The sequence below is a fragment of the Pseudomonas sp. B611 genome, from assembly GCF_055407965.1.
Genome location: NZ_JBUZST010000005.1, coordinates 157,647 through 183,197, shown reverse-complemented (window position 1 = coordinate 183,197; position 25,551 = coordinate 157,647). Strand labels below are relative to the sequence as shown.

Below are 25,551 nucleotides of genomic sequence, written 5' to 3'. Positions count from 1 at the left end.
TGGCTTTTTTTTGCGCATTTTTCGATCAGGTTCGCCCCATGACCACCACTGCCCGCTCCCCGTGGAGCCCGTTGAAACACTCGATCTTCCGTGGGCTATGGCTCGCCAGCATTGCCTCCAATATCGGCACCTGGATGCATGAGGTCGGCGCTGGCTGGCTGATGACGTCGCTGTCGGCCAACCCGATGACCGTCGCCCTGGTGCAAGTGGCCAGCGCCGCGCCGATGTTCCTGCTGGCGCTGCCGGCGGGCGCGCTCGCGGATATCGTCGACAAGCGTCGCTATCTGTTAATGGTGCAGGCGTGGATGGCCACGGTGGCGTTGCTGCTGGCGGTGTTGACGTTGAGCGGAATGATGACGGTGCCGTTGTTGCTGCTGCTGACTCTGGGCATGGGGGTGGGCACGGCCTTGATGATGCCGGCGTGGTCTTCGCTGACACCGGAACTGGTGCCGGCTGACGAAGTGCCGTCAGCCATCGCCCTGAGCAGCGTAGGCACCAACCTCGCCCGTGCTGTCGGCCCGGCCATCGCCGGTGTGTTGGTGAGCCTGGTGGGGCCTTGGGCTACGTTCGCGGTGAATGCGCTGTCGTTTTTTGCGGTCATTTCGGTGCTGCTGTTGTGGCGGCGTGAGGCGCAAGTGGCCGTGCTGCCAGCCGAGCGTTTGCTCAGCGCCGTGCGGGTGGGCTGGCGTTATGCACGCAGTTCGCGGCCGTTGCAACGGGTGTTGGTGCGTACGCTGGCGTTCTTTTTTGGCGCGAGTGCTGGCATGTCACTGTTGCCGCTGATTGTGCGCGGTGAGTTGCACGGCAGCGCAGCGCAGTTTGGCGTACTGCTGGGCAGTGTGGGTATCGGTGCGGTGTTGGGGGCGATGCTGTTGCCGCGACTGCGCCAGGCCTTTTCGGTAGACAAGTTGGTCGCCATCGCCAGTTTGGTCTATGCCTTGGTGCTGTTTGCCCTGGGCTGGGTGCGGGACTTCTATGTGCTGATACCGGTAATGCTGATCAGCGGCGCGGCGTGGATTGCCGTGTTGTCCAGCTTCCAGGTGGCGGCGCAGACCTCGGTGCCGGCCTGGGTACGGGCACGGGCGCTGGCGGTGTATCTCCTGATGTTTTTCGGCTCCATGGCCCTGGGCGGTTTGCTCTGGGGCTGGGTCGCCAGTCACACCTCCATGAGCTTGGCGTTAAGCGCAGCAGGTGGCGTGTTGGTGTTGGGCGTGCTGGTGACCTGGCGCGTGGCCCTGCCGCAACGCAAGGCCGAAGACCTTGCGCCGTCGCTGCACTGGCCGCAACCACTGCTGGCAGAAGGGCAGGACCAAGAGCGTGGCCCGGTGATGGTGACGTTGGAATATGACATCGACCCCCAGCACATCCGGGCCTTTACCCAGGCCATGAACCCGGTACGCCGCATGCGCCAGCGAAACGGCTCGTTTTCCTGGAGCCTGGTGCAAGACAGCCAAGACCCACGCCGCTGGTGTGAAGTGTTCTACGACGAATCCTGGCTCGGCCACTTGCGTCATCACCAGCGCGTGACCCGTGCCGAATTGAAGATTGAAGCGGCGGCGCGGCGGTATCAGACCGAGGGGGTGAAGATCGGTATTCGCCACTTTCTTCAGGGTTAACGCCACTTCAACGGGTATTCGATCACCACATACACCCGGTCGATATCGTCCCCGGCCTGGGCCGTATTGGCACGATGGCTGACATGGGATAGCTGCACCGACAAATCCTTGGCCGGGCCGGATTGCACCACGTAGTGCAGGTCGATATCCCGCTCCCAGTGGCGGCCACCGCGACCTTGCTGCGGTTGGTACTCGCCACTGTCGGTGTCGAATGGGTTGTACGCGCCGCCCTGTGGCGCTTGGGTGCCGTCGATCCCACGGCCGGTGACGTAGCGAGTCATGAACTTCAAGCCGGGAATGCCAAAGCTGGCGAGGTTCAGGTCATAGCGAAGCTGCCACGAGCTTTCGCCGGGGCCGTTGAAGTCGGCGTATTTGATCGAGTTGGCCAGGTAGATGGAGTCACCACCGACAAAGTCGAACGGCGTGTTGCCGTTGATCTTCTGATAGGCCAGGGTCACCGATTGCGCGGCGAAACTGTATTTGCCCGCCAGGCTGTAGGCGGTGTTGGCAATGGCCCCGGCTTCGGCGCGGCCTTGGTCTTCTGTGCGATAGATATTGCTGTCCAACATCCAATCAGCCGGCGACCAGTGCAGGTTGGCGTAGTACTGGCGCCAGGTATCGCTTAGTTGCGAGGTGTACAGCGCGCCGCCAACGGGCTGGCCTTCGAAGAATTGACCACCGATAAAGTCGATGGCGCCGCTGCGGGTGCTGGCGCCATAGCCGTTGAAGTCGCCATGCCCGGTGGACGCATCCTGGTTTTTGAACGCGGTGAAGTGGCCGGCTTGCCAGTGCAGAGCGTCGATTTCGTGGCTGTCCAGCAACAAACCCGTGGCGTATTCGGGTTGCAGGCGTTTGTCGGAGGTGTCGAACACCGGGGTTTCGACCGTCATTTCGCCCACCGCCAAGGTGGTTTTTGACGCGCGCAACTTGAGCGCGCCGCCCGCGCTGGAGTAGTCGCTTTCGCTGCGGCCGTCGTTGTCCACGGGCAGCAGGCCGGTGCCGGCATGGCCTCTGCCGCCGTCGAGTTTCAGGCCGACAAAGGCGTGGGCGTCCACACCCAGGCCAATCGTGTCCGGGGTGAAGCCGGACGCGAAGTTGGCGATAAAACCTTGGGCCCACTCGGCCTTGTGCGGCTTGCCCTCGGAGGATCGGTCCCTGTTGTCGAGGTAGAAGTTGCGGCTGAGTAGATCAAGGTTTGAATCGTCGATCAATCCTGCTGCCAGCACACTATTGCAGGTGCCGGCCAGCAGGCATGAAAACAGGGTTGGAGCGCGCATCGGCGTGGCCTCAAAGGATTTCCAATGAGACCAAGGGTCGCCGAATGTTCAGCGCAGCGATTGAACGGCTGTGCTCAATCGCTCTAGCTCAAGGCTTTTTCCGGTGCCGACAGATGACTGGCGCCGAGCAAGGCCGGCAACACCCCGGCCCGCAGGTCATTCCCGCTCGGCTGCTGATAAAGGCTCAAGCCAAACTCCGGCAGCACCGCCAGCAAGTAATCGAAGATGTCGCCCTGGATACGCTCGTAATCCGCCCATGCGGTCGTGCGCGTGAAGCAGTAGATCTCCAGCGGCACGCCCTGGGCGGTGGTTTGCATCTGGCGCACCATGCAGGTCATGTTCGGCTGGATGTCCGGGTGGCTTTTCAGGTAGGCCAGGGCGTAGGCGCGAAAGGTGCCGAGGTTGGTCATGCGCCGACGGTTCGCCGACAGTTGCGCGCTGTGGCCCTGGGCTTCGTTCCAGGCCTTGAGCTCGGCCTGCTTGCGCGCGATGTAGTCGGTGAGCAGGTGCACCTGGGTCATGCGCACTTCTTCATCGTCACGCAGGAAGCGCACGCCGCTGGCGTCGATAAACAGGCTGCGCTTGATCCGCCGTCCGCCGGAGGCCTGCATGCCGCGCCAGTTCTTGAACGACTCGGACATCAGGCGCCAGGTGGGGATGGAGACGATGGTCTTGTCGAAATTCTGTACCTTGACCGTGTGCAAGGTGATGTCCACCACGTCGCCATCGGCGCCGACCTGGGGCATTTCGATCCAGTCGCCGACCCGCAGCATGTCGTTGCTGGTCAGTTGCACGCTGGCGACGAACGACAGCAGAGTGTCCTTGTACACCAACAGGATCACCGCCGACATCGCACCAAGACCCGACAGCAGCAACAGTGGCGAACGGTCGATCAGGGTGGCGACGATGATGATTGCGCCAAACACGTACAAGACCATCTTCGCCAGCTGCACATAGCCCTTGATCGAGCGGGTGCGGGCGTGTTCGGTGCGGGCGTAGATGTCCAACAGGGCGTTGAGCAGGGCACTCATGGCCAACATCAGGAACAGGATGCTGATTGCCAGGGCCACATTGCCGATGAACAGGATCGCGGTCTTGCTCAGGTCCGGCACCAGATACAGGCCGAACTGGATCACCAGCGATGGCGTCATTTGCGCCAGGCGGTGGAAGACTTTGTTATGCCGCAGGTCATTGAGCCAGTGCAGCGCCGGCTGTCGGCCGAGCAATTTGATCGTGTGCAGGATCAGGTAGCGCGCCACCCGTCCGAGCAACAGCGCCACCACCAGCAGCACCACAAAGCCGAGGCTGGCGTGCAGCAGCGGGTGTTCATCGAGGGCGCCCCAAAGGTCTTGGACGTTGAGCCAGAGCTGTTTGATATCCATGGGTGAAACCGATTCTTCTATAGGACAAGACGGGGCGATTAGAGCATTGAAGTGCTACAAAGTTGGCCTCATGGACAAAAGTGCTCACAAAAAAGCAGCTGATTAGCACCGTTCGCGTAAAGAAACTCGGTTTGGCCGCCCGAAACCGGTACCCTATGGCGCTGATATTTTGTATTTCTTCGAGGTAGCACCCGTGTTTTCCCAATTCGCCCTGCACGAACGCCTGCTCAAAGCCGTGGCCGAGCTTAAATTTGTCGAGCCAACGCCTGTGCAAGCAGCGGCCATCCCGCTCGCGCTCGAAGGGCGTGACCTGCGGGTGACAGCTCAAACCGGTAGCGGCAAGACTGCCGCTTTCGTCCTGCCGGTGCTGAACCGCCTGATCGGCCCGGCCAAGGTTCGCGTCAGCATCAAGACCCTGATCCTGCTGCCAACCCGCGAGCTGGCCCAGCAGACCCTGAAGGAAGTGGAGCGTTTCTCCCAGTTCACCTTCATCAAGTCCGGCATCATCACCGGCGGTGAAGACTTCAAGGTCCAGGCCGCCATGCTGCGCAAGGTGCCGGACATCCTGATCGGCACCCCGGGCCGCATGATCGAGCAACTCAACGCCGGCAACCTTGACCTCAAGGAAGTCGAAGTACTGGTGCTGGACGAAGCCGACCGCATGCTCGACATGGGCTTCGCCGACGACGTGCAGCGCCTGGTGGCCGAGTGCGTCAACCGCCAGCAGACCATGCTGTTCTCCGCCACCACCGGCGGTTCGACCCTGCGCGAGATGGTCGCCAAGGTCCTGAACAACCCTGAGCACTTGCAGGTCAACAACGTCAGCGACCTGAACGCCACCACGCGTCAGCAGATCATCACCGCCGACCACAACGTGCACAAAGAGCAGATCCTCAACTGGCTGTTGGCCAACGAGACCTATCAGAAGGCCATCGTGTTCACCAACACCCGTGCCGCCGCCGACCGTATCTACGGCCGCCTGGTTGCCCAGGAATACAAGGCGTTCGTGCTGCACGGCGAGAAAGACCAGAAGGACCGCAAGCTGGCCATCGACCGCCTCAAGGCCGGCGGCGTGAAAATCCTCGTGGCTACCGACGTTGCCGCCCGCGGCCTCGACGTGGATGGCCTGGACCTGGTGATCAACTTCGACATGCCCCGCAGCGGCGACGAATACGTGCACCGTATCGGCCGTACCGGGCGTGCCGGCAACGATGGCCTGGCCATCTCGCTGATCTGCCACGGCGACTGGAACCTGATGTCGAGCATCGAGCGCTACCTCAAGCAGTCGTTCGAGCGCCGTACCATCAAGGAAGTCAAAGGCACCTACACCGGGCCGAAGAAGGTCAAGGCGTCGGGCAAGGCTGTTGGCGTGAAGAAGAAAAAGACCGACGCCAAGGGTGACAAGAAGAAAACCGGTGCCAAGTCGCCGACCAAGCGCAAGATCGCCAACCGGCCGAAGACCGACAACCTGTCGCTCGTCAGCAAGGACGGCATGGCCCCGCTCAAGCGCCGCAAGCCAGAAGCACCGGCTGCCGAGTAAGGTTGGGCTGATGTGAAAAAACCGGACGTATGTCCGGTTTTTTTATGCGCGGTGATCATTCCCACGCTCCGCGTGGGAATGCCTCCAAGGACGCTCCGCGTCCTGCCTCTGGCTTCAATTCTTGGCTTTGGCCGCCGCTTCCTTGAGTTCCTTGAGCCGGGCGTCGATCAGTTGGCATTTGTCAGGGAACTGAGCACTTTCCGTATCCAGATCCATCTTCTGCAGCTCGTCGTTCATCTCCTTGGCTTGGGTCGCGTTCTGTTCGGTCAGCTTGGCCACTTCCTGGCCCAGTTGCTCGCGCTTTTCCGTGGCCTCTTCCGGCGTACAGGCCCAGGCGGGCAGGGCGGCCAGCAACGTGGCCGCGATGGCCAGGTTCATCAGGGGTTTCATGGGTGGACTTCCTTGGCAGGGATATCTCTGTGGAGGTCGCCGCCGCCTGGAAAGTTCACAAAAATGACGCTCGTCCATTGGGCTGAACGGCCAGTGACGTGCCCGGTCACACCTTTAGACGGGCTACTTTCCACTCGCCCGCAGGAGGAATCAGGATGACGACTTACAATTGGGATCTGATCGAGCGCTTGCTGCACGAAGTGCAGAATGGTGAGGGCAGCTTCGCCCCGCGCCAGTATGCCGAGCAGGAGGCGGCCGAAAAGGCCACGGCAGGCGAATCCACGGGCAATCTGGACGCGTTGAAAAAGACCGCTGCGGATTATGAAGCGCTGTTGCTCAAGCGCGGTTTCATCGAGCCGCGGCCAGAGGCAGAGGGCGGCACCGGCGAGAATTTCATCTTGACGCCGTTGGGCGCGCAATTGCTGGCGTTGATCGACAGTTCGATCCCGGGCAACGACCACCCGCGCCAAGTGCTGGACGAGCAAGGTGATGCGCTGGACCCGGCCACCTTCGCCGAAGTCGCGTCAAAGGCCCAGATCGCCTGACCTTGACCGCGCCCGGCACCCGCTGCGGTGCCAGGCGAACCTGTCAGATCGGTAATCTGCCGCTAAGGTGGCTGACAGCCGGCCACCCCTAATCTGCTGCCATTCCCCTGACGGACGTGAATCGGCATGCATTCCACACCCTCCAGACGCACCTTTGTCAAAAGCCTCGCCGCTGGCGGCCTGCTGGGCGGGCTCGGGCTTTGGCGCAGCCCGGTCTGGGCCTTGACCAGCCCCGGCCAGCCCACTGTGTTGGCGGGCAGTGAATTTGACCTGTTTATCGACCAGACCCCGGTCAACCTCACCGGCCGCCACCGCACCGCGCTGACCATCAACGGCAGCCTGCCCGGCCCGTTGCTGCGCTGGCGCGAAGGCGACACCGTGACCCTGCGCGTGAAAAACCGCCTGGCCGAGCCCACGTCGATCCACTGGCACGGCATTTTGTTGCCCTCCACCATGGACGGCGTGCCCGGCCTGAGCTTCAAGGGCATCGAGCCGGGCGGGGTGTTTGTCTACCAGTTCACCGTCAAGCAGCACGGCACCTACTGGTACCACAGCCATTCCGGGTTCCAGGAACAGCAAGGTGTATACGGTCCGCTGGTGATCGATCCGAAAGAGCCCGAGCCCTTCAGTTACCAGCGTGACTACGTGGTGATGCTCTCGGATTGGACGGATGAAGACCCCGTCGCACTGATGAAGACCCTGAAAAAACAGTCCGACTACTACAACCTGCACAAGCCCACTGTGGGCGACTTTGTGCGCGATGCCGGGGCGAAGGGCTGGTCTGCCACGGCCGCCGACCGCCTGATGTGGGCGCAAATGAAGATGAACCCCACCGACCTGGCGGACGTCAGCGGCGAGACCTACACCTATCTGCTCAACGGCCAGCCGCCCGAGCGCAACTGGACCGGGCTGTTCGCGGCGGGGGAGACGATTCGCCTGCGCTTTATCAACGGCTCGGCGATGAGCTATTTCGACGTGCGCATCCCCGGGCTGAAAATGACCGTGGTGGCCGCCGATGGCCAGCCGGTCCAACCGGTCAGCGTCGATGAGTTGCGCATTGCCGTGGCAGAGACGTTTGACGTGCTGGTCGAGCCTACGGCGCCGGCCTACACGCTGTTTGCCCAGGCCATGGACCGTAGCGGCTTTGCCCGGGGCACGCTGGCCCGGCAAGTCGGCTTGACCGCGCCAGTCCCGGCCGTCGATCCGCGCCCGTGGATCACCATGGACGACATGGGCATGGGCGGCATGGACCACGGCGCCATGGCGGATATGGAAGGCATGGATCACAGCGCCATGGCGATGCAAAGCCATCCGGCCAGCGAGCAGAACAACCCGTTGGTGGACATGCAAGCCATGAGCCCGGTGCCCAAGCTCGACGACCCTGGCATCGGCCTGCGCAACAATGGCCGCCGCGTCCTCACCTACGCCGACTTGCGCAGCACCTTCGAAGACCCCGACGGCCGCGACCCCAGTCGCACCATCGAGCTGCATCTCACCGGGCATATGGAGAAGTTCGCCTGGTCATTCAATGGGGTGAAGTTCTCCGCTGCCGAGCCGTTGCAACTGACTTACGGCGAGCGAGTGCGGCTGGTGTTGGTCAACGACACCATGATGAGCCACCCGATCCACCTGCACGGCCTGTGGAGCGACCTGGAAGACGAGAACGGCCAATTCCAGGTGCGCAAGCACACCATCGACATGCCGCCCGGCTCCCGGCGCAGCTACCGCGTGACCGCCGATGCCCTGGGCCGCTGGGCCTATCACTGCCACCTGCTGTACCACATGGAAATGGGCATGTTCCGTGAGGTGCGCGTGCATGAATAAGGATCTGAGGATGAGCCGTCGTGTGGTTGCTGTAGTCATCGCGCTGGGGTGCAACCCGTGGGCGCTGGCGGATGAGTTTCAAGGCATGAGCCCGGCGTCACCGGCACTCACCGAAAGCCGTACGCCGATTCCGGTGCTGACCGATGCCGATCGCGCGGCGGTGTACAACGCCCCTGGTGGGCACATGGTGCATGACAGCGGCGTCAATTCGATGCTGTTGATCAACCAGTTGGAGTGGCAGGGTGGCGGCGGTGAAGGGGCGCTGAGCTGGGATATGAAGGGCTGGCTTGGCGGCGACATCGACCGCCTGTGGCTGCGTACCGAGGGCGAGCGTAGCGCCGGCCGCACAGACAGCGCTGAGGCCCAGGCCCTCTGGGGGCATGCCATCAGCCCCTGGTGGGACCTGGTCGGCGGCGTGCGCCAAGACTTCAAGCCGGGTGATGGGCAGACCTGGGTCGCCTTCGGCGCGCAGGGCATGGCGCTCTACAACTTCGAGGCCGAGGCAACGCTGTTCATCGGCGAAGCCGGGCGCACCGCCGCACGGTTGGAAGGTGACTACGACATCCTGCTGACCAACCGCCTGATCCTGCAACCGACCGCCGAACTCAATTTCTACGGGCGCAATGACCCGCAGCGCGGCATCGGCTCCGGCCTGGCCGACAGTGAGGTCGGCTTGCGCTTGCGCTATGAGGTACGCCGCGAGTTTGCGCCCTATGTGGGTTTCACCTGGCATCGCAGCTATGGCCAGACCGCGCAATACGCCCGCGACGAAGGCGAAGACGCCAGCCAATGGCGCTGGGTCGCGGGTGTGCGCCTGTGGTTCTGACGTTTCACTCTTCTTATAACTCGCCGCCATGAGCGGCCTGGAGCCTTGCATGTCGATGTTGAAAACCGCGCTGGTGGGCGCTGCGTTGCTCACCAGCTTTTCGGTCACAGCCCATCCCAAACTGCTCTCATCCATTCCGGCAGCGGGCGCCCAGGGCCTTGCGCCCGCAGTGATTGAACTGCACTTCTCGGAAAACCTGCTGACGCAGTTTTCCGGCGCCAAGCTGACCATGACTGGCATGCAAGGCATGGCCCACGCGCCAATGCCGGTGAAGGCCAGCGTCGCTGCCAGTACCGACCCCAAAGTGATGCTGATCAAGCCCGCGTCCGCACTGACGGCCGGTACCTATCAGGTGGACTGGCGTGCCGTGTCGTCGGACACACACCCGATCCTTGGCAATGTGGTGTTCAGCGTCCAGCCATGAGTGAACTGATCCCGGTGTTGCTGCGCTTTGCGTTGTATTCGGACTTGATGCTGGTGTTTGGCCTGGGGTTGTTTGGCTTTTATGCCGAGCGCCGACTGTTGAGTGTGCAGCCCTTGCTGCGCGTGCTGGCAGGCCTGGGGGTGCTGTTTTCGGTGCTGTCGATGCTGTCCATGACCCAGGCCATGAGCGGCGCCGAGGATTGGCCGACGTTGTGGGCGCACCTGCACATGATGTTGGGGCAGACCGAACTGGGCTGGACGTGGTGGTTGCGCGTGGCGGCGCTGGTGTTGGTTGTGCTGGATACGAGGCTGGCCACGCTATGCGGCGGTGTCGCGCTGGTCACGCTGACGTGGACCGGGCATGGCGCGATGCACGAAGGCACGTTGCGGCTCTGGCATGTGCTCAGCGACAGCGCGCACCTGCTGGCGGCGGCGGGTTGGGTTGGGGCGCTGGCGGCGTTCGGGCTGTTGCTGATGAGCCGGTCGTTGCCCCAGGCCGGGCGTGTGCAGGCGCTGGCGCGTACGTTGGCGGGATTTGCGCGTGTCGGCAGCGGGTTCGTGGTGGTGTTGATGGTCACCGGTGTGGCCAATTATCTGTTTGTCGTCGGGCCGAATCTGGATGGCCTCACGGCTGGGCTCTATGGGCTGCTGCTGTGCCTCAAGTTGGGATTGTTCGGCCTGATGCTGGGGTTGGCGGCGCTCAATCGTGTGCACCTGGCGCCGTTGCTGCAACGGTCCCTGGCAGCGGGCGAACATGGCATGGCGCTCAAGGCGCTGCGCCGCAGCATCGCCCTGGAGTTGGCGGCGGTGGTGCTGATCCTGGGGCTGGTCGCGTGGCTGGGCACCTTGGCGCCCACTTAGGACGGCGTGCTTTTGAGGCATTTCAGCGTTTGGAAATCGCTGCGTACCTTGTCGATTTTCTGGGTGAGTTTCTGGCGTTGCGCCGGGGTGCTTTCGGCCATCAGATCGACAATCAGGCTGCGCGCTGCGGTTTCCGTTTGTGCGTAGGCGCTGCGGTATTGCGGGGTCCACAGGCTTTCGCGGTCCACCAGCAGTTGCTCGATTTTCTGTGGGAAGTCGGCGTCATGGCGTTGCTGCACGGCGGCGATGAAGTGCGCCTGCCAGCGGGCGCGGTTGCCGACCCAGGCCTGGTTCTGTTCGCCCAGCGCGACGGACCAGGCGTTGACCCGACTTTGCTGGCTGGCGCTGAGCGGGCCGATCCAAGCGTCCAGGCGCTTGCTCATGCGGTCGGCGCGTTCCTGGATCTGCTTGGCCAATGGCGGCTTGAGGTAGTCGTCCTGGCGCTTGCGCAGGTCCTTGGCCAGGGCGTCGTTCATGTCCTGCACCTGCTGGTCGTCGAGGCCTTGCAGCAGCTCGATGGCGGACGGGGTGATCTGCCGGGCGATTTCACCGATCGCCTGCTTGGCTTCGGCAGTACGGTCTTGCAGGGCGGCGTCGCTGGCCTGGCGGTTGTCGGCCATCTGTTGCAGGCGGTCCAGCCAGTCGAGGTAGCCCGGCAGTTGGGTGGTGCAGTGCCAGGCCAGGTGTGTCTTGAGGTTGTCGTTGAACCAGCTCTTCTGCCCGGCATTCATGTCCAGGTAGTCGCTGAGGGTCCAGGGGATGATCACATCGAGGTTGCGATAGGCCAGGCCGACGCGGTTGCAGCCAGCGAGCACCAGGCTGAGGGCCAGCAATACCACCAGGAGTTTGAGCCGACGCAGCATGGGCGGGTCCTTGCGCAGAGGAGGTGTGTGCATGTGAACCTGCGCGGGGTGCGACAGTTCAGCCCATTAATAAAACGACCGCGCGGCCTTCAGCGTCAACAGGCCATCGCATTGCGAGTTGTGTCCGGAGTAGGCCGAGCAATCGCCGCCGCTGAGGCTGGAGTCGCTGTAGATCAGGTTCAGGTCAACGCCCATCCAGGCTCGGGAGAATTGCACCGACCAATCGCTGAAGCTGCGGATGGAGCCCCCGTCGACCGCGACCGGGCTGCCCAACTGATGAGTGGTGTACTTCATGCTGACGCCGATGCCAAAGGGTTGCGTGCCGCCGAGGTCGGCAAACAAGGTGCTGTCCTGGCGGCCCGGGTCGTTGCTGAAGGACGCGCCGAAGCGGTTGCCCAGCAGGTTCAGGCCGCCGTAGAACTCCTGGCTGTCGAGGGGGCTGAGCTTGGGGTAGCTGTAGTGGATCAGGCCGACTTCGTAGCCCAGGGTCTGGTCGAAGGGATGTTTGAAGCCCATGTAGGAATCGACTTCGAGGGTGCTGCCCGGCGACAGGCCCATACTCGGTGAGAACTGGCCGAAGTACAGGCCGCTGTCGTGGCTCAGGTCGAGCCCGCCATGGAATGAATCGCTGCCCGGCGAGGTAGGCTTGACCAGGCCCTGGGCCATGCTGCGGCTGGGGGCGGTACCCAATTTCAAGTCGAAGTCGCCCAGTTCGCGCTGAAAGATCTGCGCTTCGGCAAGGGGGCTGGCGACCAGGGCCGTGAGCAGGAAAATGCAGGGTTTGAACATGCGTCACTCCATGAAAAGCGAGGAGCAGTAACTGAAAAAGTCGGGAAGATGCCCGTGCTAGAGGTGTGCAAGCATACCGGCGAATGCCTGGGGTTGAGCCCCGTTCGTCGATTGGTGCGAGATTGAATGTGTCGGGAGGGTGTTGCGGGCTCTAGTCCTAGCGCCTTGATGGCAAGGCGCTTAGGGACCAGGTATGTTGCGCGGTATTACTTCTTGCCCAGGCTGATCTGCTTGGACGGGCCGAAAGTCTGGCCGCTCACGCCCTTGGCAATTTGCTGGATTTCGCCGCCGGACTTGAGGAAAGCAGCAATCTGGCTGTTGATCGATTCGCTGGTTTCAACGGCGGGAGCTGGCTTTGCTTTGCTGTTGGATGCTTTTACGCGCATGGCGGCCACTAACCTGTAGAAAATTAACTTGGCCAGGCATCGTACAGGAAATACTTGACAATTGCTTGGCAAATATCCCCTGGGAATAAGCAGTGCACCTGGAAACAACCCAAGTCTATCTTTGAAATAAGCCTCTAACTTACTGTTTTAATTCGAAACCACCGGGCTGGCGGTGGCGTACGTAGCGGTAAAATTGAGGCGATCGATCGGACGAGCGGGGCAGGGCCATCAGCTTGCCACGCCAGCCCGCGATTTTTCAGGGGTGCGCGCGTGGCGGGCGCAACTCGGGTAGAATGCCGCCCACGTAATGAGGGTATTGAAAAATGGCTTTGGTCGGTCGCTACAACAGCTTGCAAGTGGTTAAACACACTAACTTTGGTTTGTACCTGGACGGCGCGCAAGACGGTGAAATCCTCTTGCCCAACCGGTATATCCCCAAAGATATTCCCAGTGAAGATGAAGACTGGCTGAACGTTTTTATTTATCTGGACAGCGATGACAAACTTATCGCCACGACTGAAAAGCCGAAAGTTCAAGTGGGCGAGTTTGCCAGTTTGAAAGTGGTGGAAGTCAACAGTATCGGTGTATTCCTCGATTGGGGTTTGCCCAAGGACCTGTTGCTGCCGTATTCGGAAGAAAAGCGCCAGATGACCGCTGGTGAATATTGCGTGGTGCACGTCTACCTCGACAAGCACACCAAGCGCATCACCGCGACCGCGCGCCTGGATCGCTACCTGGACAAGACCCCGGCGAATTACCAGGTGGGCCAGGAAGTCAATCTGCTGGTGGCCGAAGCCACCGACATGGGCTTCAAGGCGATCATCAACAACAAGCACTGGGGCTTGATCCACAAGAATGAAGTGTTCAAGTTCCTGCGCCCGGGCAAGGAAGAGAAAGGCTTTATCAAAGAGATCCGCGCCGACGGCAACATCAGCCTGAGCCTGCAGCCCGTGGGCCAGGAAGCGGCTTCCAGCCTGAACTCGAAGATCCTCGCCAAGTTGCGTGAAAACAACGGCAGCCTGCCGGTCAGCGACAAGAGCGACCCGGCGGTGATCAGCAACTTGTTCGGCGTGAGCAAGGGCAACTTCAAGAAGGCCATCGGTGCCCTATATAAGCAGGGCCAGATCGTGATTCATGCGGATCGCATTGAACTAAGCTGATCGAAGTTTCTCTCTGTAGGAACGGGCTAGTTGTGGCGAGGGAGCTTGCTCCCGCTGGGCTGCGTAGCGGCCCCACGATTTTGGGAGCGCTTCGCACTCCAGCGGGAGCAAGCTCCCTCGCCACGGAAAGTCGTCTCCTACAGAGGTGCGTCATGTCCAAAAAGTCGTTGTTCGCCTACCTCGGCACCTTGCTCGCCTTTCTGGTGCTCGACGGCCTCTGGCTCGGCGTCCTCATGGGGCCGACCTACAAAAACCTGCTGGGCCCGCTGATGCTTGATCAGCCACGGTTATTGCCCGCCACACTCTTCTATCTCCTGTATGCCCTCGGTTGCGTCGTGCTCGTGGTCTTGCCCAGCGTCAGTTGGCAGCGTGCGGCGCGCCTGGGTGCCTTGTTGGGCCTGGTGGCCTATGGCACCTATGACTTGAGCAACTGGGCCACGTTGCACGGTTGGTCTGCCGGGTTGGCGTTGATGGATATGGCCTGGGGCACCTGCCTGACGGCGGCTTGCTGCACGGTTGGGTACCTGTGTGCAGATCGGGTGCGTGGCTGATTGTGTACAGGTTTTTTGTGCACCGTTGCTGAGCGAAGTCCCCGTATCCAATCCTTCGTTAATCGCTTTGGAGCGCCATCCTGAAAGGATTGTGTGCCATTGGCACGCATTCTGCTGACTGCTTCGTATACAAACCATGCCGCCTCCCGTATGCACACCGCTACGGCAGCGCAGGCCGGTATGACGAGGAGCCCAGCGATGACCGAACAATTGCCCAAAGGCTACAGCCCACGCCTGTACAACCAGGACCTTGGCCCACTGCCGCAAAAGTGGACTTGGTACAACATCTTCGCCTTCTGGATGAGCGATGTGCACAGCGTCGGCGGCTACGTATTTGCCGCCAGCCTGTTCGCGCTGGGCCTGGCCAGTTGGCAGGTGTTGATCGCCTTGCTTGCCGGTATCTGCATCGTGCAGTTGATCGCCAACCTGGTGGCCAAGCCGAGCCAGCAAGCCGCGGTGCCATACCCGGTGATTTGCCGGCTGGCGTTTGGGGTGTTCGGCGCGAATATTCCCGCAGTGATCCGCGGCCTGATCGCCGTGGCCTGGTATGGGATTCAGACCTATCTGGCCTCCAGCGCGCTGATCATCGTGGTGCTGCGCTTTTTCCCACAGATGGCGGTATACGCAGAACCGCATTTCGCGGGCCTGTCCTACCTCGGTTGGTTCGGCTTCCTCAGCCTATGGGTGCTGCAAGCGGCTGTGTTCTGGGCAGGCATGGAGTCCATCCGGCGTTTTATCGATTGGGCGGGGCCGGTGGTGTATGCGGTCATGTTTGCCCTGGCTGGTTGGATCGTGTGGAAAGCCGGCTGGGCGAATATCAGCTTTACCCTGTCGGAAAAATCACTGTCTGGCTGGCAGGCGTTCGGTCAGGTGATCGTTGCGACGGCGCTGGTGGTGTCTTACTTCTCCGGCCCGACGCTGAACTTCGGCGACTTCAGCCGCTATTGCCGCAGCATGCACGACGTGCGGCGGGGCAATTTCTGGGGGCTGCCGGTAAATTTCCTGGCGTTCTCGCTGGTCACCGTAGTGATCGTGTCGGGCACCTTGCCGGTATTTGGCGAAATGCTCCATGACCCGATTGCCACGGTGTCGCGCATCGACAACAGCATGGCTGTACTGCTCGGCGCCTTTGCTTTTGTGACCGCCACCATCGGCATCAATATCGTCGCCAACTTTGTTTCCCCTGCCTTTGATTTCGCCAACGTCGCCCCCAGCAAGATCAGCTGGTGTGCCGGTGGCATGATCGCCGCAGTGGCGTCGATCTTCATCACCCCGTGGAACCTGTTCAACAACCCGCTGATGATCCATTACACCCTGGACATCCTCGCCGCATTCATCGGGCCGTTGTTCGGCATCCTGCTGGTGGATTTCTACCTGATCAAAAAGCAGAAGATCGACGTGGACGCGTTGTTCGATGACAGCCCCAGCGGGCGCTATTACTTCGACGGCGGCGTGAACTGGACGGCGGTCAAGGCGTTGGTGCCGGCCACTTTGGTGGGTGTCGCAATCACCTTCACCCCGGCGTTGCAGGGCATGGCCAACTTCGCCTGGTTTACCGGGTGCTTCCTGGGTGGGCTGTTTTTCCTGGTGCTGGCACGCCGGGAACAGCTGCGCGTGCCTCTGCCCTTGGTTGCTGGCTAAGCAGCATACCCGCCACGAGTAGGCCGCATCCGGCGATCACCAGCGCCGGGTGCAGGCCGCCACTCAAGTGACTACTCACCGACGCCAGCAACGGCCCGCTCAACTGGCCGATGGCAAAACTGGCGGTGAGCAAACCGGTGCTGCGCTGATAGCCGTGGGGCGCGATGTCGCGCAGGCGCGTCATCACCAATTGCATGCACGCCAGGAACGGCGCGCCACACAGCAGCACGCCGAGCGCCAGGCCCCAGGCATTGCCCAGCAGGCAGGCGAACACACCAGCGGCTTGCAGCCACAATGTCGCCATCAGCCAGCGCCGCGTGGTGTGCGGGTCCTTGCGGCGCAAGCTGGCGACCACTACGCCCAGCGCCGCTGCCAAGCCAAAACACGGCCAGAACAGATCGGCCTGCCAGGCGCCTTTGAATTGCGCGTTGGCCATCTGCGACAGAAAGGTCGCGGGGATGATGTAGCCCAAGCCAAATAAAAAGTAGATCCAGCCCAGGTGCGCGATGCTCTGGTTGCTGCCCGCAGTGACTGTGGCCGCCGTGGTCGGTGTCGGCTGGGGCAGGAAGGGCAGGACGACCAGCAGCATCACCAGCGCCACCGCCCCATAGACCAGCCATAAGGTGGCCGAGTCCTGGCCTAGCAGGTTAGAGCCCAGTGCCAGCACCCCTGTGAGAAAAATCCCCAGCCCCGGCCCGGCAAATACCAGGGCGCCCAGGCGCGGACGCCCGGCGGCAAGCGCCAGCGGCTGGCTCAGGCTGGTGATCATCACCAGCGCCCAGGCACTCGCGACGCCGGTCCCAAAGCGCAACAGCAGATGGGGCCAGAACCCATGGGCCCAGTACGACGCCAAGGTCAACAGCACGCACAACCACAGCCCGCCATAGAGCCGGCCGCGCACGTGGTGATGGCTGCGGGCGAAGATCGAATCCACCGCCCCGACGAAGTAACCCAGGTAATTGGCCGCGGCAATCAGGCCGGCACCGGTCAGGTCGATCTGCCCTTCGCCGAGCAAATGCGGCAGTTGCGGGGTGAGGGCAAAGCGGCCAATGCCCATGGCCATCATCAGGGCGATAAAGCTGGCGAGTAAACGAATCAGGGGCGACATGGGCTGTTTTCCTGCGGGTCAACGAATGACTTTCAGGCTAAAGCGGATTGACTTTCTGTAAAATTGAATAATAGTGAGTAACTTGTTCAGTTTTGGAGAAAGGTATGGAGTTCAGTCAATTGCGCATTTTCCAGGCCGTGGCGGAAGAGGGCTCCATCACCCGTGCCGCCGAGCGCCTGCATCGCGTGCCATCAAACCTGTCGACCCGGCTCAAGCAGATGGAAGAGCAGCTCGGCGTCGAGCTGTTCGTGCGCGAACGCCAGCGCTTGCAGCTTTCTCCGGCGGGCAAGGTGTTGCTGGACTACAGCAGCCGCCTGCTAGCGTTGCACGACGAAGCCCACGGCGCGGTGCAGGGCGGGCAGCCGGCCGGCGATTTTGTGCTGGGTAGCATGTACAGCACGGCGGCGGTGCACTTGCCAAAACTGTTGGCGGGCTATCACAAGGCTTACCCGATGGTGAACCTTCAGGTGCAATCGGCGCCCAGCGGCGAGTTGCTCGAAGGGTTGATTACCGGTCGCCTGGATGCGGCCTTTGTGGACGGCCCGATCACTATCGCCACCCTGGACGGTGTGCCGTTGTGTGAAGAACGCCTGGTGCTGATCTGCGAAGCCGATCACCCGCCAGTGCGTGGGCCGCAGGATGTCGCGGGGCGTTCGGTGTTCACCTTCCGACGCAGTTGTGCCTATCGGACGCGGCTGGAGACGTGGTTTTCTCACGAGCATGTAGCCATGGGGCGTGCGATCGAGATCGAGTCCTATCAGGGCATGCTGGCCTGCGTGATTGCCGGTTCCGGAGTGGCGCTGATGTCCGAATCCATGCTCGACAGCCTGCCAGGCAAGGACAGCGTGTCCGTTCATCCGCTGACAGGGCATTTTGCCACTGCCACCACCTGGCTCATGTGGCGAAAGGGTATGCTCGGCGCTAACCTCAATGCATGGATCGACTTGCAGCAAGCGGGCAAGGCCGAAGTCCCGCAAGACACGCGGGCGATTGCTTGAGCGATCCGTCAGGATTCAGATCAATTCAGTAATAGTTCGTTGTGGTTTCGTCCATGCAATACGTAGGACTTAGGGCTACTATCACTGTAGGAAACGGCGACAGAATTTGCGCCTGCCAGCATTACCCTCAAAGGGGGCAACCATGAAAGAGAAAATTCAAAACTGGCTCCATGACCTCGGTGTTGCACTGGGCCTGATCGAACCGCCATTGCAACCGGTGCCGATTCGTACCGATGACGAGCAGCGTCGGCCACGTCGCAGGTAGGCCCTGGGGCTAGGCAGAATTCAATAATGTGGGAGCGGGCTTGCTCGCGAAGGCGGTGTGTCAATCGATGCAAGGTTGACTGACACACCGCCTTCGCGAGCAAGCCCGCTCCCACAGTTGTTTCTGTGCCAGGCAAAAAAACGGGCACGACATCCGACGTCGTGCCCGCTGAAGAAACCGCTCTAAATCCTGTTATGCATCAAACCGTGCGAGTTGCTGCTGCCTGTGGTTTGCGCGATAGCACACCCTCCACTCCCAAACTCACCCGCCCAATCGTCAAGCTTTACTCGAGCGGCGAGTTCGCATGCCAGTTGGTTTTTGCCGTTTCAGTGTCGGAATCAGGCTACCTGCTTATCAGAATCGGCTGAGTTATTTAATTTTAGCGATGAGCGTAGGTTCAGTTCCGTAGTGCCTAACAGAATTGAAATCCTCGCCACGAGGCATCCGTAAGTCAGCATTGTTGGAGGCAAAACTATGATGCTCTCTTCCGTTCCGCCAGTCGCCGCGTCGCTGATTGCCACAACCGAAACCATTCTGCATATCGCACCTGTATCAAGGCGCTGGAAGGCCGATGCCCCCAGCAATTTGGTGTTCCTTGCGCCGACGTTGACCCAGCAAGCCCTGCTCATACAGATCGCTCTGCTGAGTCCATCGACGATCATTGTCGGCGACCAAGCCATTGATGAAGACGTCATTGATCAATGGCGCATATCTCACCCATTTGGAAAGCTCTGTCTGGTTCGCAGGGGTACCAGCCTGGATAGGATTAGTCTGGATCTGTGCGAGTCCAACGGCATCCAAGTGGTCAACACCCCCGGGGTCAACGCGCCGCATGTTGCTGCATACATCGCGCACTGGCTGACATTGGCCGATGGCTCCATCCCCCGCGATGTCTGTGTACTGGGATACGGAGCTGTGGGTAAAGAGCTGGTCAAGCTGTTGCTGGATCGAGATCCCGATGTTCGGGTAAAGGTGCTGGTTCGACACGGTCGAGTGCCGGATTCCGACAGCAGAGTGTCATTTTTCGTGGACTGGCGCGAGGCGCTTGAGGGGGCCTATGCACTGGCCGTCTGTTTATCCCTGAACGATGCATCCGCTCACCGCATTGATCGAACCCTGATTCAACGCCTGTGCAAACAAGCTCGTCTGATCTGCGTCGCCAAACCGGATGTCTTCAGCGACGATGCTTTGCAGGCCCTGGCTATGGCTGAAACCATCCAGGTTGTATTGGACTATGGCCCTACAACGCTGGATGCGTTTCGGATACGCACACAGGCACTCGGCTGTAGTGTCTCCACATGGCGCAACCCCGCGATGCTGACGACCCAGGCGTCAACCTCCGAGGCCTGCCATTGCGATCTCGACTATGCCGTCTGCGTTCAACTGAGCTTGACGGCCTTGCACGGTCTTGTACGACGCAAACTTGCGCAATCATTGATGATCCCCTCTCAGCAAGCCGGTACCGATGCGCCCCGCGTGTCGATTGTCGGTCGGGGGATCAACGGTCTGCTTCAAGCGGTGATGCTCCGTCTGGCGAACTATCAGGTCACGGTGTATGGAGGCAATCAGCAGAGCGATGGGGCCAGTCACAAGAATGTAAACATGCGCCATCTATCTGCAACGGAGACGACGGCAAAGCCGTTACATAACCACTACCTATTTGCAGGGAATCAATATTTGGCCGTTGAGTGCAATCGCGCAGGCATTGAGCTGTTTGAAAAGTTTCTGGCCGATAATCCATCCCTGGCAAAGTTTGCGCGGGCACGGATTGTACGAGCCTATGTGGATGGAGCCATTGGCGTAGAGGAGGCGATCTGCGAACAACGTGACATCGAAAACAGGCCGTGGCCGAGCGGCAAGCCAGGGAGTGAGATCGCAGAGATCAGCCCACAGCAATTACAGGTGCGTTGTGGTGTTTCTGGGATCGGTCAAGCTATTGAGGTATCGGGCTACGATTTGGAATTTATCCATTTAAAGGAAGGGATAGAGACGCTTTTGCGGTACTCAGGGGTTCAGTTCCTGCCCCAGCATCTGAGTCCGGCTCAAATTGCGGAGCTGAGCAGAGATCACTTCGTCGTTACTGCCATGGGGATAGAGGAATCACATCATGTAGTCGCGATCATTGGCTGGTTTTTCAGAATGCGTGCTGTTGGTAGTGAGGGGGCCGAACTGCGCGGACTCAAGCTGCAGTACGATCTGCCAGTTGGCGTCATGAATTGCCGCTTGGACGGGGATTGCATTCTTGTCTCCGGGGGACAGGTTCCGCCCGATTCGGCGCCGGAGTACAAGGAGCAGATACTGGCTGCGTGTCTCGCTGCTGTTTCTCGGCACTTTCCAGCGTCGTACCGAAGGGCAATGGACAGTGGCGATTTGCAAATTATCGAATGTGCCAGGCCCGGTACTCCAGACGGACTTTCAATCGTTCATCACGCTGCCCATCACCAAATTGTAGCTGGGGGCACTTATGCCGCTGGTACAACACAGGGCTTGGTCTGGGCCTCTTTGGTTCAGGAAATCATCCAGGCAAACTGAAACAAAAAAACGGGCACGACATCCGACGTCGTGCCCGCTGAAGAAACCGCTCTAAATCCTGTAATGCATCAAACCGTGCGCGCCGCCACCGCCTCAGGCTTGCGCGACAACACACTCACCAGCACAAAACTCACCAACCCAACCGCGAGGCTGTAGTAGATCGGCGTGTTCGCATCCAACCCGTCCTTGAGCATGAACACCAGCGCCGTGACAAAGCCCAGCGCCATTGAGGTGATTGCCCCGGACGTGGTGGCGCGCTTCCAGAAGATCGCGCCGATCAGCGGGATCAACATGCCGCCCACCAGCAGGTTGTAGGCCAGGGTCAGCGCGCTGATCACGTCGTTCACCACCAGTGCGATGCCCAGCACGGCGATGCCGGTCAGCAGGGTGAACAAGCGGTTGATCGCCAGGCTCGACTGCTTACCGCCGCGCAGGCGTGGCAGCAGGTCTTCGGTCAGTACGGTGGAGGCCGCGAGCAAACCGGCGCTGGCGGTGGACATCATCGCGGCGAGTGCCGCTGCAATCACCAAGCCACGGATGCCGTCTGGCAGCGAGACTTTGACGATGGCGGCAAACGCGTTGTTGACGTTGTCCAGGTCCGGGATCAGCACGTGCGCGGCCATGCCGATCAACGCACAGGCCAGGCCGTAGAGGATGCAGTAGAACCCGGCGAACGTGCCGGCGTACTTGGCGACCTTTTCGTCACGGGCGGTGAACACCCGTTGCCAGATGTCCTGGCCGATCAGGATGCCGAAGAAGTAGATCATGAAGTAGGTAATGATCGTGTCCCAGCCAATCGCGGTGAAGCTGAAACTCGACGCCGGCAGCTTGGCCACCAGCTCATCCCAGCCGCCGACGCGGTACAGGCAGATCGGCAGCAGGATAAACATCAGGCCGACGGTCTTGATCACGAATTGCACGATGTCGGTGAGGGTCAGCGACCACATGCCGCCAATGGTCGAGTACACCACCACCACGCCACCGCCGAGCAGCACCGAGATCCAGAACGGCAGGCCAAACAGCACTTGCAGTACGGTGCCGATGGCGAGGATCGAGGTCACGCCGATCATCAGCGCATAGGCCAGCATGATCACTGCGCTGGCTTGGCGGGCCATGGGGTTGTAGCGTTTTTCGAGGACCTGGGTGACGGTGAAGATCTTCAGCTTCAACAGCGGCTTGGCCAGGAACAGGTTCAGCGCAATGATCCCCGCACCCAGCGCGGCGCACAGCCAAAAGCCCGAGATGCCATGCACATAACCCAGGCGCACGGTGCCGACGGTAGAAGCGCCGCCCAGCACCGTGGCGGCCATGGTGCCCATGTACAGGGTCGGGCCCAGGTTGCGGCCGGCGACCAGGTAGTCTTCATGGGTCTTGGCGCGGCGCATGCCGTAATAGCCGAGCACGAGCATGCCGGCGGCGTAGATGAGTACGACGAATAAATCCAAAGCCATGACGGCGGTTCTCCGATTTTTATTGTGATGACGAGGCTTGGTGTGGTGAGGGAGCTTGCAGTGGCGAGGGAGCTTGCTCCCGTTCGACAGCGAAGCTGGAGCCGGCTTTTTTGGGGCCGCTTCGCAGCCCAGCGGGAGCAAGCTCCCTCGCCACAATGGTCGGGCCATAAACAGCGGCCGGTTCCGGGAACAAGCGCAGCAAGGTCAGATACACCACCGACGCCAACCCCAACGTCACCGGCAAGCTGATATCAATGCCATCGGCCAGATTGCCCAGCGGCCCGACAAACTGCCCCGGCAAGTTGACAAAGCACAGCCCCACCAACGCGCTCGGTATCCACGCCCCCAGCCCGCGCCAGTTCCAGCCATGGCTGAACCAGTAGCGGCCACCGGTTTCACCGCGGGTGAACACCTGCAAGTCATCCGGGCAGTAGAAGCCGCGGCGCACGATCAGGCCGATGATCATCATTACCATCCAAGGCGTGGTGCAGGTGATGATCAGCACGGCGAAAGTCGAGACGCTCTGCACCAGGTTGGCGGCGAAACGTCCGATAAAGATGAAGACAATCGACATCACCCCGATCAGCAGCGTGGCCTTGACCCGTGACAGCAGGCGTGGGAACACGCTGGACATGTCCAGCCCCGTGCCATACAGCGACGTGGTGCCGGTGGACATGCCGCCAATCACCGCGATCAGGCACACCGGCAGGAAAAACCAGCTCGGCGCCACCGCCAGCAAACCGCCGACGTAGTTGTTGGCCGCGATGTAGTCCGGTGCCTTGATCGCCACGATAGTCGCGGTGGCCAGGCCGAACAGGAACGGAATCAAAGTGGCGATCTGCGCCAGCACTACGGCCAGCATGATGTGCATTTTCGGTGTCTCACGCGGGATGTAGCGCGACCAGTCGCCGAGGAACGCGCCAAAGGAGATCGGGTTGCTCATGGCCACCAGCGCCGCACCGATGAACGCCGCCCAAAAGCCGCTCTGGCCCAGGGCAACAGTGCCGGCGAAGTGGCTGTCGAAGGCCGGCGCGAAGGCGAAGATGCCCAGCAAAAACAGCAGGCTCGCCGCCCACACCGCGATGCGGTTGACCCACAGCATGAAGCGAAAGCCGTAGATGCACACGGTCAGCACCAAAATTGCGAACACGCCGTAGGCCAGGCCCAGGGTCAGGTCGGTTTCCGGCAGGCCGATCAGCCGTTTCGCACCGCCCACCAGCGCATCGCCTGAACTCCACACCGACAGTGAGAAGAAGGCAATCGCGGTCAGCAACGATAGAAACGAGCCGACAATCCGCCCGTGCACGCCGAAGTGCGCACCGGACGACACCGCGTTATTGGTACCGTTGATCGGCCCGAACAGGCCCATCGGCGCCAGGATCAGTGCGCCCACCAGCACGCCCAGCACAATCGCCCAGACCCCGGCCTGGAAGGACAAGCCGAACAGCACAGGAAAGGAACCCAGCACGGCGGTGGCAAAGGTGTTGGCACCGCCGAAGATCAGGCGGAACAGATCCTTGGGGCCGGCGGTACGTTCATGGTCCGGGATCTGTTCGACCCCGTTGGTTTCTATCTTGCGAATACTTTTATCGTTGTTTTTATTATTCATGATCAGCTCCGATCACATTGGCTAAGGGGGCGGCAGCCCTTCCGGCATAGCGGACAAATGTTCGTGACAGGCCAGCCACAGGCCTTCTTTTTGTTCTGTGCGAGATCCTTGCCGTTTAAAGACAATGGTCTCGCGTTCCTGGCTAAAAAATTGCTCCCCTTGCATGCGTAGCTCGGTGGCCACGTCATGCATAAAAATCGCCACGTCACCTTGCAGGCTGACAAAAGCGTTGCTCGATGTGCACGACAGCACCTCGAACCCCTCGTCCCGGCGCCAGCTGTCCCACAATGCCTGGTAGGCATCGCGACTGAGCAGTGGCTGGGGCAGGGTGTAGAACACAAAGCTGGCATCGGCCGTGAACGCGCCGAAGTAGGCCGCGCGGTCATTGCGGGCGAAGGCCGCCACCAGGTCGGCGGCGGCTTGCAGCACCTCGCGGGCGCTCATCAGCGATGCGCCACGCCGGGCAGTACGCAGAGCATCTCGTACAGGAGGTTGGCGCCGAGCAGCGAGGTGTTGCCGGTGGTGTCGTAAGGCGGTGAAACTTCTACCAAATCGCAACCAACCAAGTCGAGGCCCTGGCAGCCACGAATGATCTCGATGGCCTGGATGGTGGTCAGCCCGCCGATTTCCGGGGTGCCGGTGCCGGGCGCCCAGGCGGGGTCGATGCCGTCGATGTCAAAGCTCAGGTACACCGGGCCGCCGCCGACTTTTTCCCGCACTTCGGCCATCAACGGTGCCAGGGAGTGGTGCCAGCATTCTTCGGCCTGGACCACGCGGAATCCCTGTTTGCGGCTCCAGTTGAAGTCTTCGGCGGTGTAGCCCTGGGCGCGCAGGCCGATTTGCACGACGCGGTCGCAATCCAGCAGGCCTTCTTCCACTGCGCGGCGGAAGGTGGTGCCGTGGGCGATTTTCTCGCCGAACATATGGTCGTTCACATCGGCATGGGCATCGATGTGCACCAGCCCGACCTTGCCGTGTTTCTTGTGGATCGCCCGCAGGATCGGCAGGGTGATGGTGTGGTCGCCGCCCAGGGTCATCGGGATCACGTCGTGTTCGAGGATCTCGTCGTAGGCTTCTTCGATAATGCGCACGGCGTCGAGGAGGTTGAAGGTGTTGATCGCCACGTCGCCGATATCGGCCACGGACAGCGCGTCGAATGGTGCGGCACCGGTGGCCATGTTGTACGGGCGGATCATCACCGATTCGGCGCGGATTTCACGCGGCCCGAAGCGGGTGCCGGCGCGCAGTGAGGTGCCGATGTCCAGGGGCACGCCGATAAAGGCAGCGTCCAGGCCCTTGGCGGTTTGCAGGTGGGGGAGTCGCATCATGGTCGCGATGCCGGCAAAGCGCGGCATTTCGTTGCCGCCCAGTGGTTGGTGGAAAATCTTGTCCACGGGAGTGCCTCATCGTTGTTTTGTTTATTAGAGGCCGATTCTGCGAAATACCCAGGGGCGAAAGAATCGGCAGGGGCAAATACTTAGTTCAGATTTTTCTAAACTAATGCCTGAGGTAAA

24 protein-coding genes are annotated in these 25,551 nt (G+C 61.1%); 13 read left to right on the top strand and 11 right to left on the bottom strand.

Annotated elements, in window-relative coordinates:
• Positions 1–38 precede the first annotated feature (38 nt).
• Entirely contained in the window at positions 39–1,616 is a 1,578-nt protein-coding gene (locus ACZRMO_RS13570; protein ID WP_463973182.1) for an MFS transporter, read from the top strand.
• On the opposite strand, the gene ACZRMO_RS13565 is transcribed toward ACZRMO_RS13570, so the two are convergent.
• The gene (locus ACZRMO_RS13565) at positions 1,613–2,893 is read right to left on the bottom strand and encodes an OprD family porin (RefSeq protein ID WP_463973181.1); all 1,281 of its coding nucleotides are present in this window, start codon (positions 2,891–2,893) and stop codon (positions 1,613–1,615) included. The genes ACZRMO_RS13570 and ACZRMO_RS13565 overlap by 4 nt on opposite strands.
• 83 nt (positions 2,894–2,976) lie before the next feature.
• On the bottom strand, positions 2,977–4,275 hold the full coding sequence (locus ACZRMO_RS13560) for a mechanosensitive ion channel family protein (protein WP_463973180.1): 1,299 nt from the start codon (positions 4,273–4,275) through the stop codon (positions 2,977–2,979).
• Positions 4,276–4,468: 193 nt separating this feature from the next.
• On the opposite strand from ACZRMO_RS13560, the gene ACZRMO_RS13555 reads away from it, so the two are divergent.
• Positions 4,469–5,815, top strand: coding sequence for a DEAD/DEAH box helicase (locus ACZRMO_RS13555; protein WP_124526583.1), 1,347 nt, complete (start codon positions 4,469–4,471; stop codon positions 5,813–5,815).
• Between the two features lie 114 nt (positions 5,816–5,929).
• Here the strand turns inward: ACZRMO_RS13555 and ACZRMO_RS13550 are convergent, their stop codons facing one another.
• Positions 5,930–6,205, bottom strand: coding sequence for a hypothetical protein (locus ACZRMO_RS13550; protein ID WP_463973179.1), 276 nt, complete (start codon positions 6,203–6,205; stop codon positions 5,930–5,932).
• A 155-nt stretch (positions 6,206–6,360) separates the two neighbouring features.
• Here ACZRMO_RS13550 and ACZRMO_RS13545 point away from each other — a divergent pair, with 155 nt between their 5' ends.
• From ACZRMO_RS13545 to copD, 5 genes are all read left to right on the top strand, one after another.
• Positions 6,361–6,750, top strand: a complete 390-nt coding sequence (locus ACZRMO_RS13545) for a transcriptional regulator (protein WP_124526581.1) — start codon at positions 6,361–6,363, stop codon at positions 6,748–6,750.
• Positions 6,751–6,876: 126 nt separating this feature from the next.
• Positions 6,877–8,574, top strand: a complete 1,698-nt coding sequence (locus tag ACZRMO_RS13540) for a copper resistance system multicopper oxidase (RefSeq protein ID WP_463973178.1) — start codon at positions 6,877–6,879, stop codon at positions 8,572–8,574.
• A 10-nt stretch (positions 8,575–8,584) separates the two neighbouring features.
• Positions 8,585–9,400 (top strand): copper resistance protein B, encoded by an 816-nt coding sequence (locus tag ACZRMO_RS13535; protein WP_463973177.1) that lies wholly within the window; start codon positions 8,585–8,587, stop codon positions 9,398–9,400.
• A 49-nt stretch (positions 9,401–9,449) separates the two neighbouring features.
• Entirely contained in the window at positions 9,450–9,824 is a 375-nt protein-coding gene (gene copC, locus ACZRMO_RS13530) for a copper homeostasis periplasmic binding protein CopC (RefSeq protein ID WP_463973176.1), read from the top strand.
• Complete coding sequence (gene copD / locus ACZRMO_RS13525) at positions 9,821–10,684, top strand: copper homeostasis membrane protein CopD (protein WP_463973175.1); 864 nt, start codon at positions 9,821–9,823, stop codon at positions 10,682–10,684. Before copC ends, copD begins: the two co-directional genes overlap by 4 nt.
• Here copD and ACZRMO_RS13520 read toward each other — a convergent pair.
• The 3 genes from ACZRMO_RS13520 to ACZRMO_RS13510 form a co-directional block, all read right to left on the bottom strand.
• Positions 10,681–11,547: a DUF6279 family lipoprotein gene (locus ACZRMO_RS13520; protein WP_463973174.1), complete on the bottom strand. Its 867-nt coding sequence runs from the start codon at positions 11,545–11,547 to the stop codon at positions 10,681–10,683. The two genes, copD and ACZRMO_RS13520, sit on opposite strands and share 4 nt — an antisense overlap.
• A 66-nt stretch (positions 11,548–11,613) precedes the next feature.
• Positions 11,614–12,336, bottom strand: coding sequence for a TorF family putative porin (locus tag ACZRMO_RS13515; protein ID WP_463973173.1), 723 nt, complete (start codon positions 12,334–12,336; stop codon positions 11,614–11,616).
• 206 nt (positions 12,337–12,542) lie between these two features.
• Positions 12,543–12,722, bottom strand: coding sequence for a hypothetical protein (locus tag ACZRMO_RS13510; RefSeq protein WP_003193095.1), 180 nt, complete (start codon positions 12,720–12,722; stop codon positions 12,543–12,545).
• A gap of 323 nt (positions 12,723–13,045) precedes the next feature.
• On the opposite strand from ACZRMO_RS13510, the gene ACZRMO_RS13505 reads away from it, so the two are divergent.
• The 3 genes from ACZRMO_RS13505 (at position 13,046) to ACZRMO_RS13495 (ending at position 16,074) form a co-directional block, all read left to right on the top strand.
• Positions 13,046–13,882 carry a CvfB family protein gene (locus tag ACZRMO_RS13505; RefSeq protein WP_017735376.1) on the top strand — a complete coding sequence of 279 codons (837 nt, stop codon included), beginning with the start codon at positions 13,046–13,048 and terminating at the stop codon, positions 13,880–13,882.
• A 152-nt stretch (positions 13,883–14,034) separates the two neighbouring features.
• On the top strand, positions 14,035–14,433 hold the full coding sequence (locus ACZRMO_RS13500) for a DUF2177 family protein (RefSeq protein ID WP_463973172.1): 399 nt from the start codon (positions 14,035–14,037) through the stop codon (positions 14,431–14,433).
• A gap of 198 nt (positions 14,434–14,631) precedes the next feature.
• The gene (locus ACZRMO_RS13495) at positions 14,632–16,074 is read left to right on the top strand and encodes an NCS1 family nucleobase:cation symporter-1 (protein WP_463973171.1); all 1,443 of its coding nucleotides are present in this window, start codon (positions 14,632–14,634) and stop codon (positions 16,072–16,074) included.
• Here ACZRMO_RS13495 and ACZRMO_RS13490 read toward each other — a convergent pair.
• Positions 15,986–17,182, bottom strand: coding sequence for an MFS transporter (locus ACZRMO_RS13490; RefSeq protein ID WP_463973170.1), 1,197 nt, complete (start codon positions 17,180–17,182; stop codon positions 15,986–15,988). The genes ACZRMO_RS13495 and ACZRMO_RS13490 overlap by 89 nt on opposite strands.
• 104 nt (positions 17,183–17,286) lie before the next feature.
• Between ACZRMO_RS13490 and ptrR the strand changes: the two genes are divergently transcribed.
• The 3 genes from ptrR to ACZRMO_RS13475 all read left to right on the top strand — a co-directional run bounded on the left by ptrR (position 17,287) and on the right by ACZRMO_RS13475 (position 20,977).
• Positions 17,287–18,180, top strand: a complete 894-nt coding sequence (gene ptrR / locus ACZRMO_RS13485) for a putrescine utilization regulator PtrR (RefSeq protein ID WP_463973169.1) — start codon at positions 17,287–17,289, stop codon at positions 18,178–18,180.
• 142 nt (positions 18,181–18,322) lie between these two features.
• On the top strand, positions 18,323–18,445 hold the full coding sequence (locus tag ACZRMO_RS13480; RefSeq protein ID WP_003193089.1) for a PA1414 family protein: 123 nt from the start codon (positions 18,323–18,325) through the stop codon (positions 18,443–18,445).
• Positions 18,446–18,919: 474 nt separating this feature from the next.
• Positions 18,920–20,977: an FAD-dependent oxidoreductase gene (locus ACZRMO_RS13475; RefSeq protein ID WP_463973168.1), complete on the top strand. Its 2,058-nt coding sequence runs from the start codon at positions 18,920–18,922 to the stop codon at positions 20,975–20,977.
• 68 nt (positions 20,978–21,045) lie between these two features.
• Here the strand turns inward: ACZRMO_RS13475 and ACZRMO_RS13470 are convergent, their stop codons facing one another.
• The 4 genes from ACZRMO_RS13470 to speB are packed head-to-tail and all read right to left on the bottom strand — an operon-like array spanning position 21,046 to position 25,431.
• The gene (locus tag ACZRMO_RS13470) at positions 21,046–22,428 is read right to left on the bottom strand and encodes a sodium:solute symporter family protein (RefSeq protein ID WP_463973167.1); all 1,383 of its coding nucleotides are present in this window, start codon (positions 22,426–22,428) and stop codon (positions 21,046–21,048) included.
• A gap of 19 nt (positions 22,429–22,447) precedes the next feature.
• Positions 22,448–24,037: a purine-cytosine permease family protein gene (locus ACZRMO_RS13465; protein WP_463973166.1), complete on the bottom strand. Its 1,590-nt coding sequence runs from the start codon at positions 24,035–24,037 to the stop codon at positions 22,448–22,450.
• 21 nt (positions 24,038–24,058) lie between these two features.
• Positions 24,059–24,481, bottom strand: a complete 423-nt coding sequence (locus ACZRMO_RS13460; protein ID WP_257782700.1) for a YybH family protein — start codon at positions 24,479–24,481, stop codon at positions 24,059–24,061.
• The gene (gene speB / locus ACZRMO_RS13455) at positions 24,481–25,431 is read right to left on the bottom strand and encodes an agmatinase (RefSeq protein ID WP_463973165.1); all 951 of its coding nucleotides are present in this window, start codon (positions 25,429–25,431) and stop codon (positions 24,481–24,483) included. Before speB ends, ACZRMO_RS13460 begins: the two co-directional genes overlap by 1 nt.
• Between the last annotated feature and the right edge of the window lie 120 nt (positions 25,432–25,551).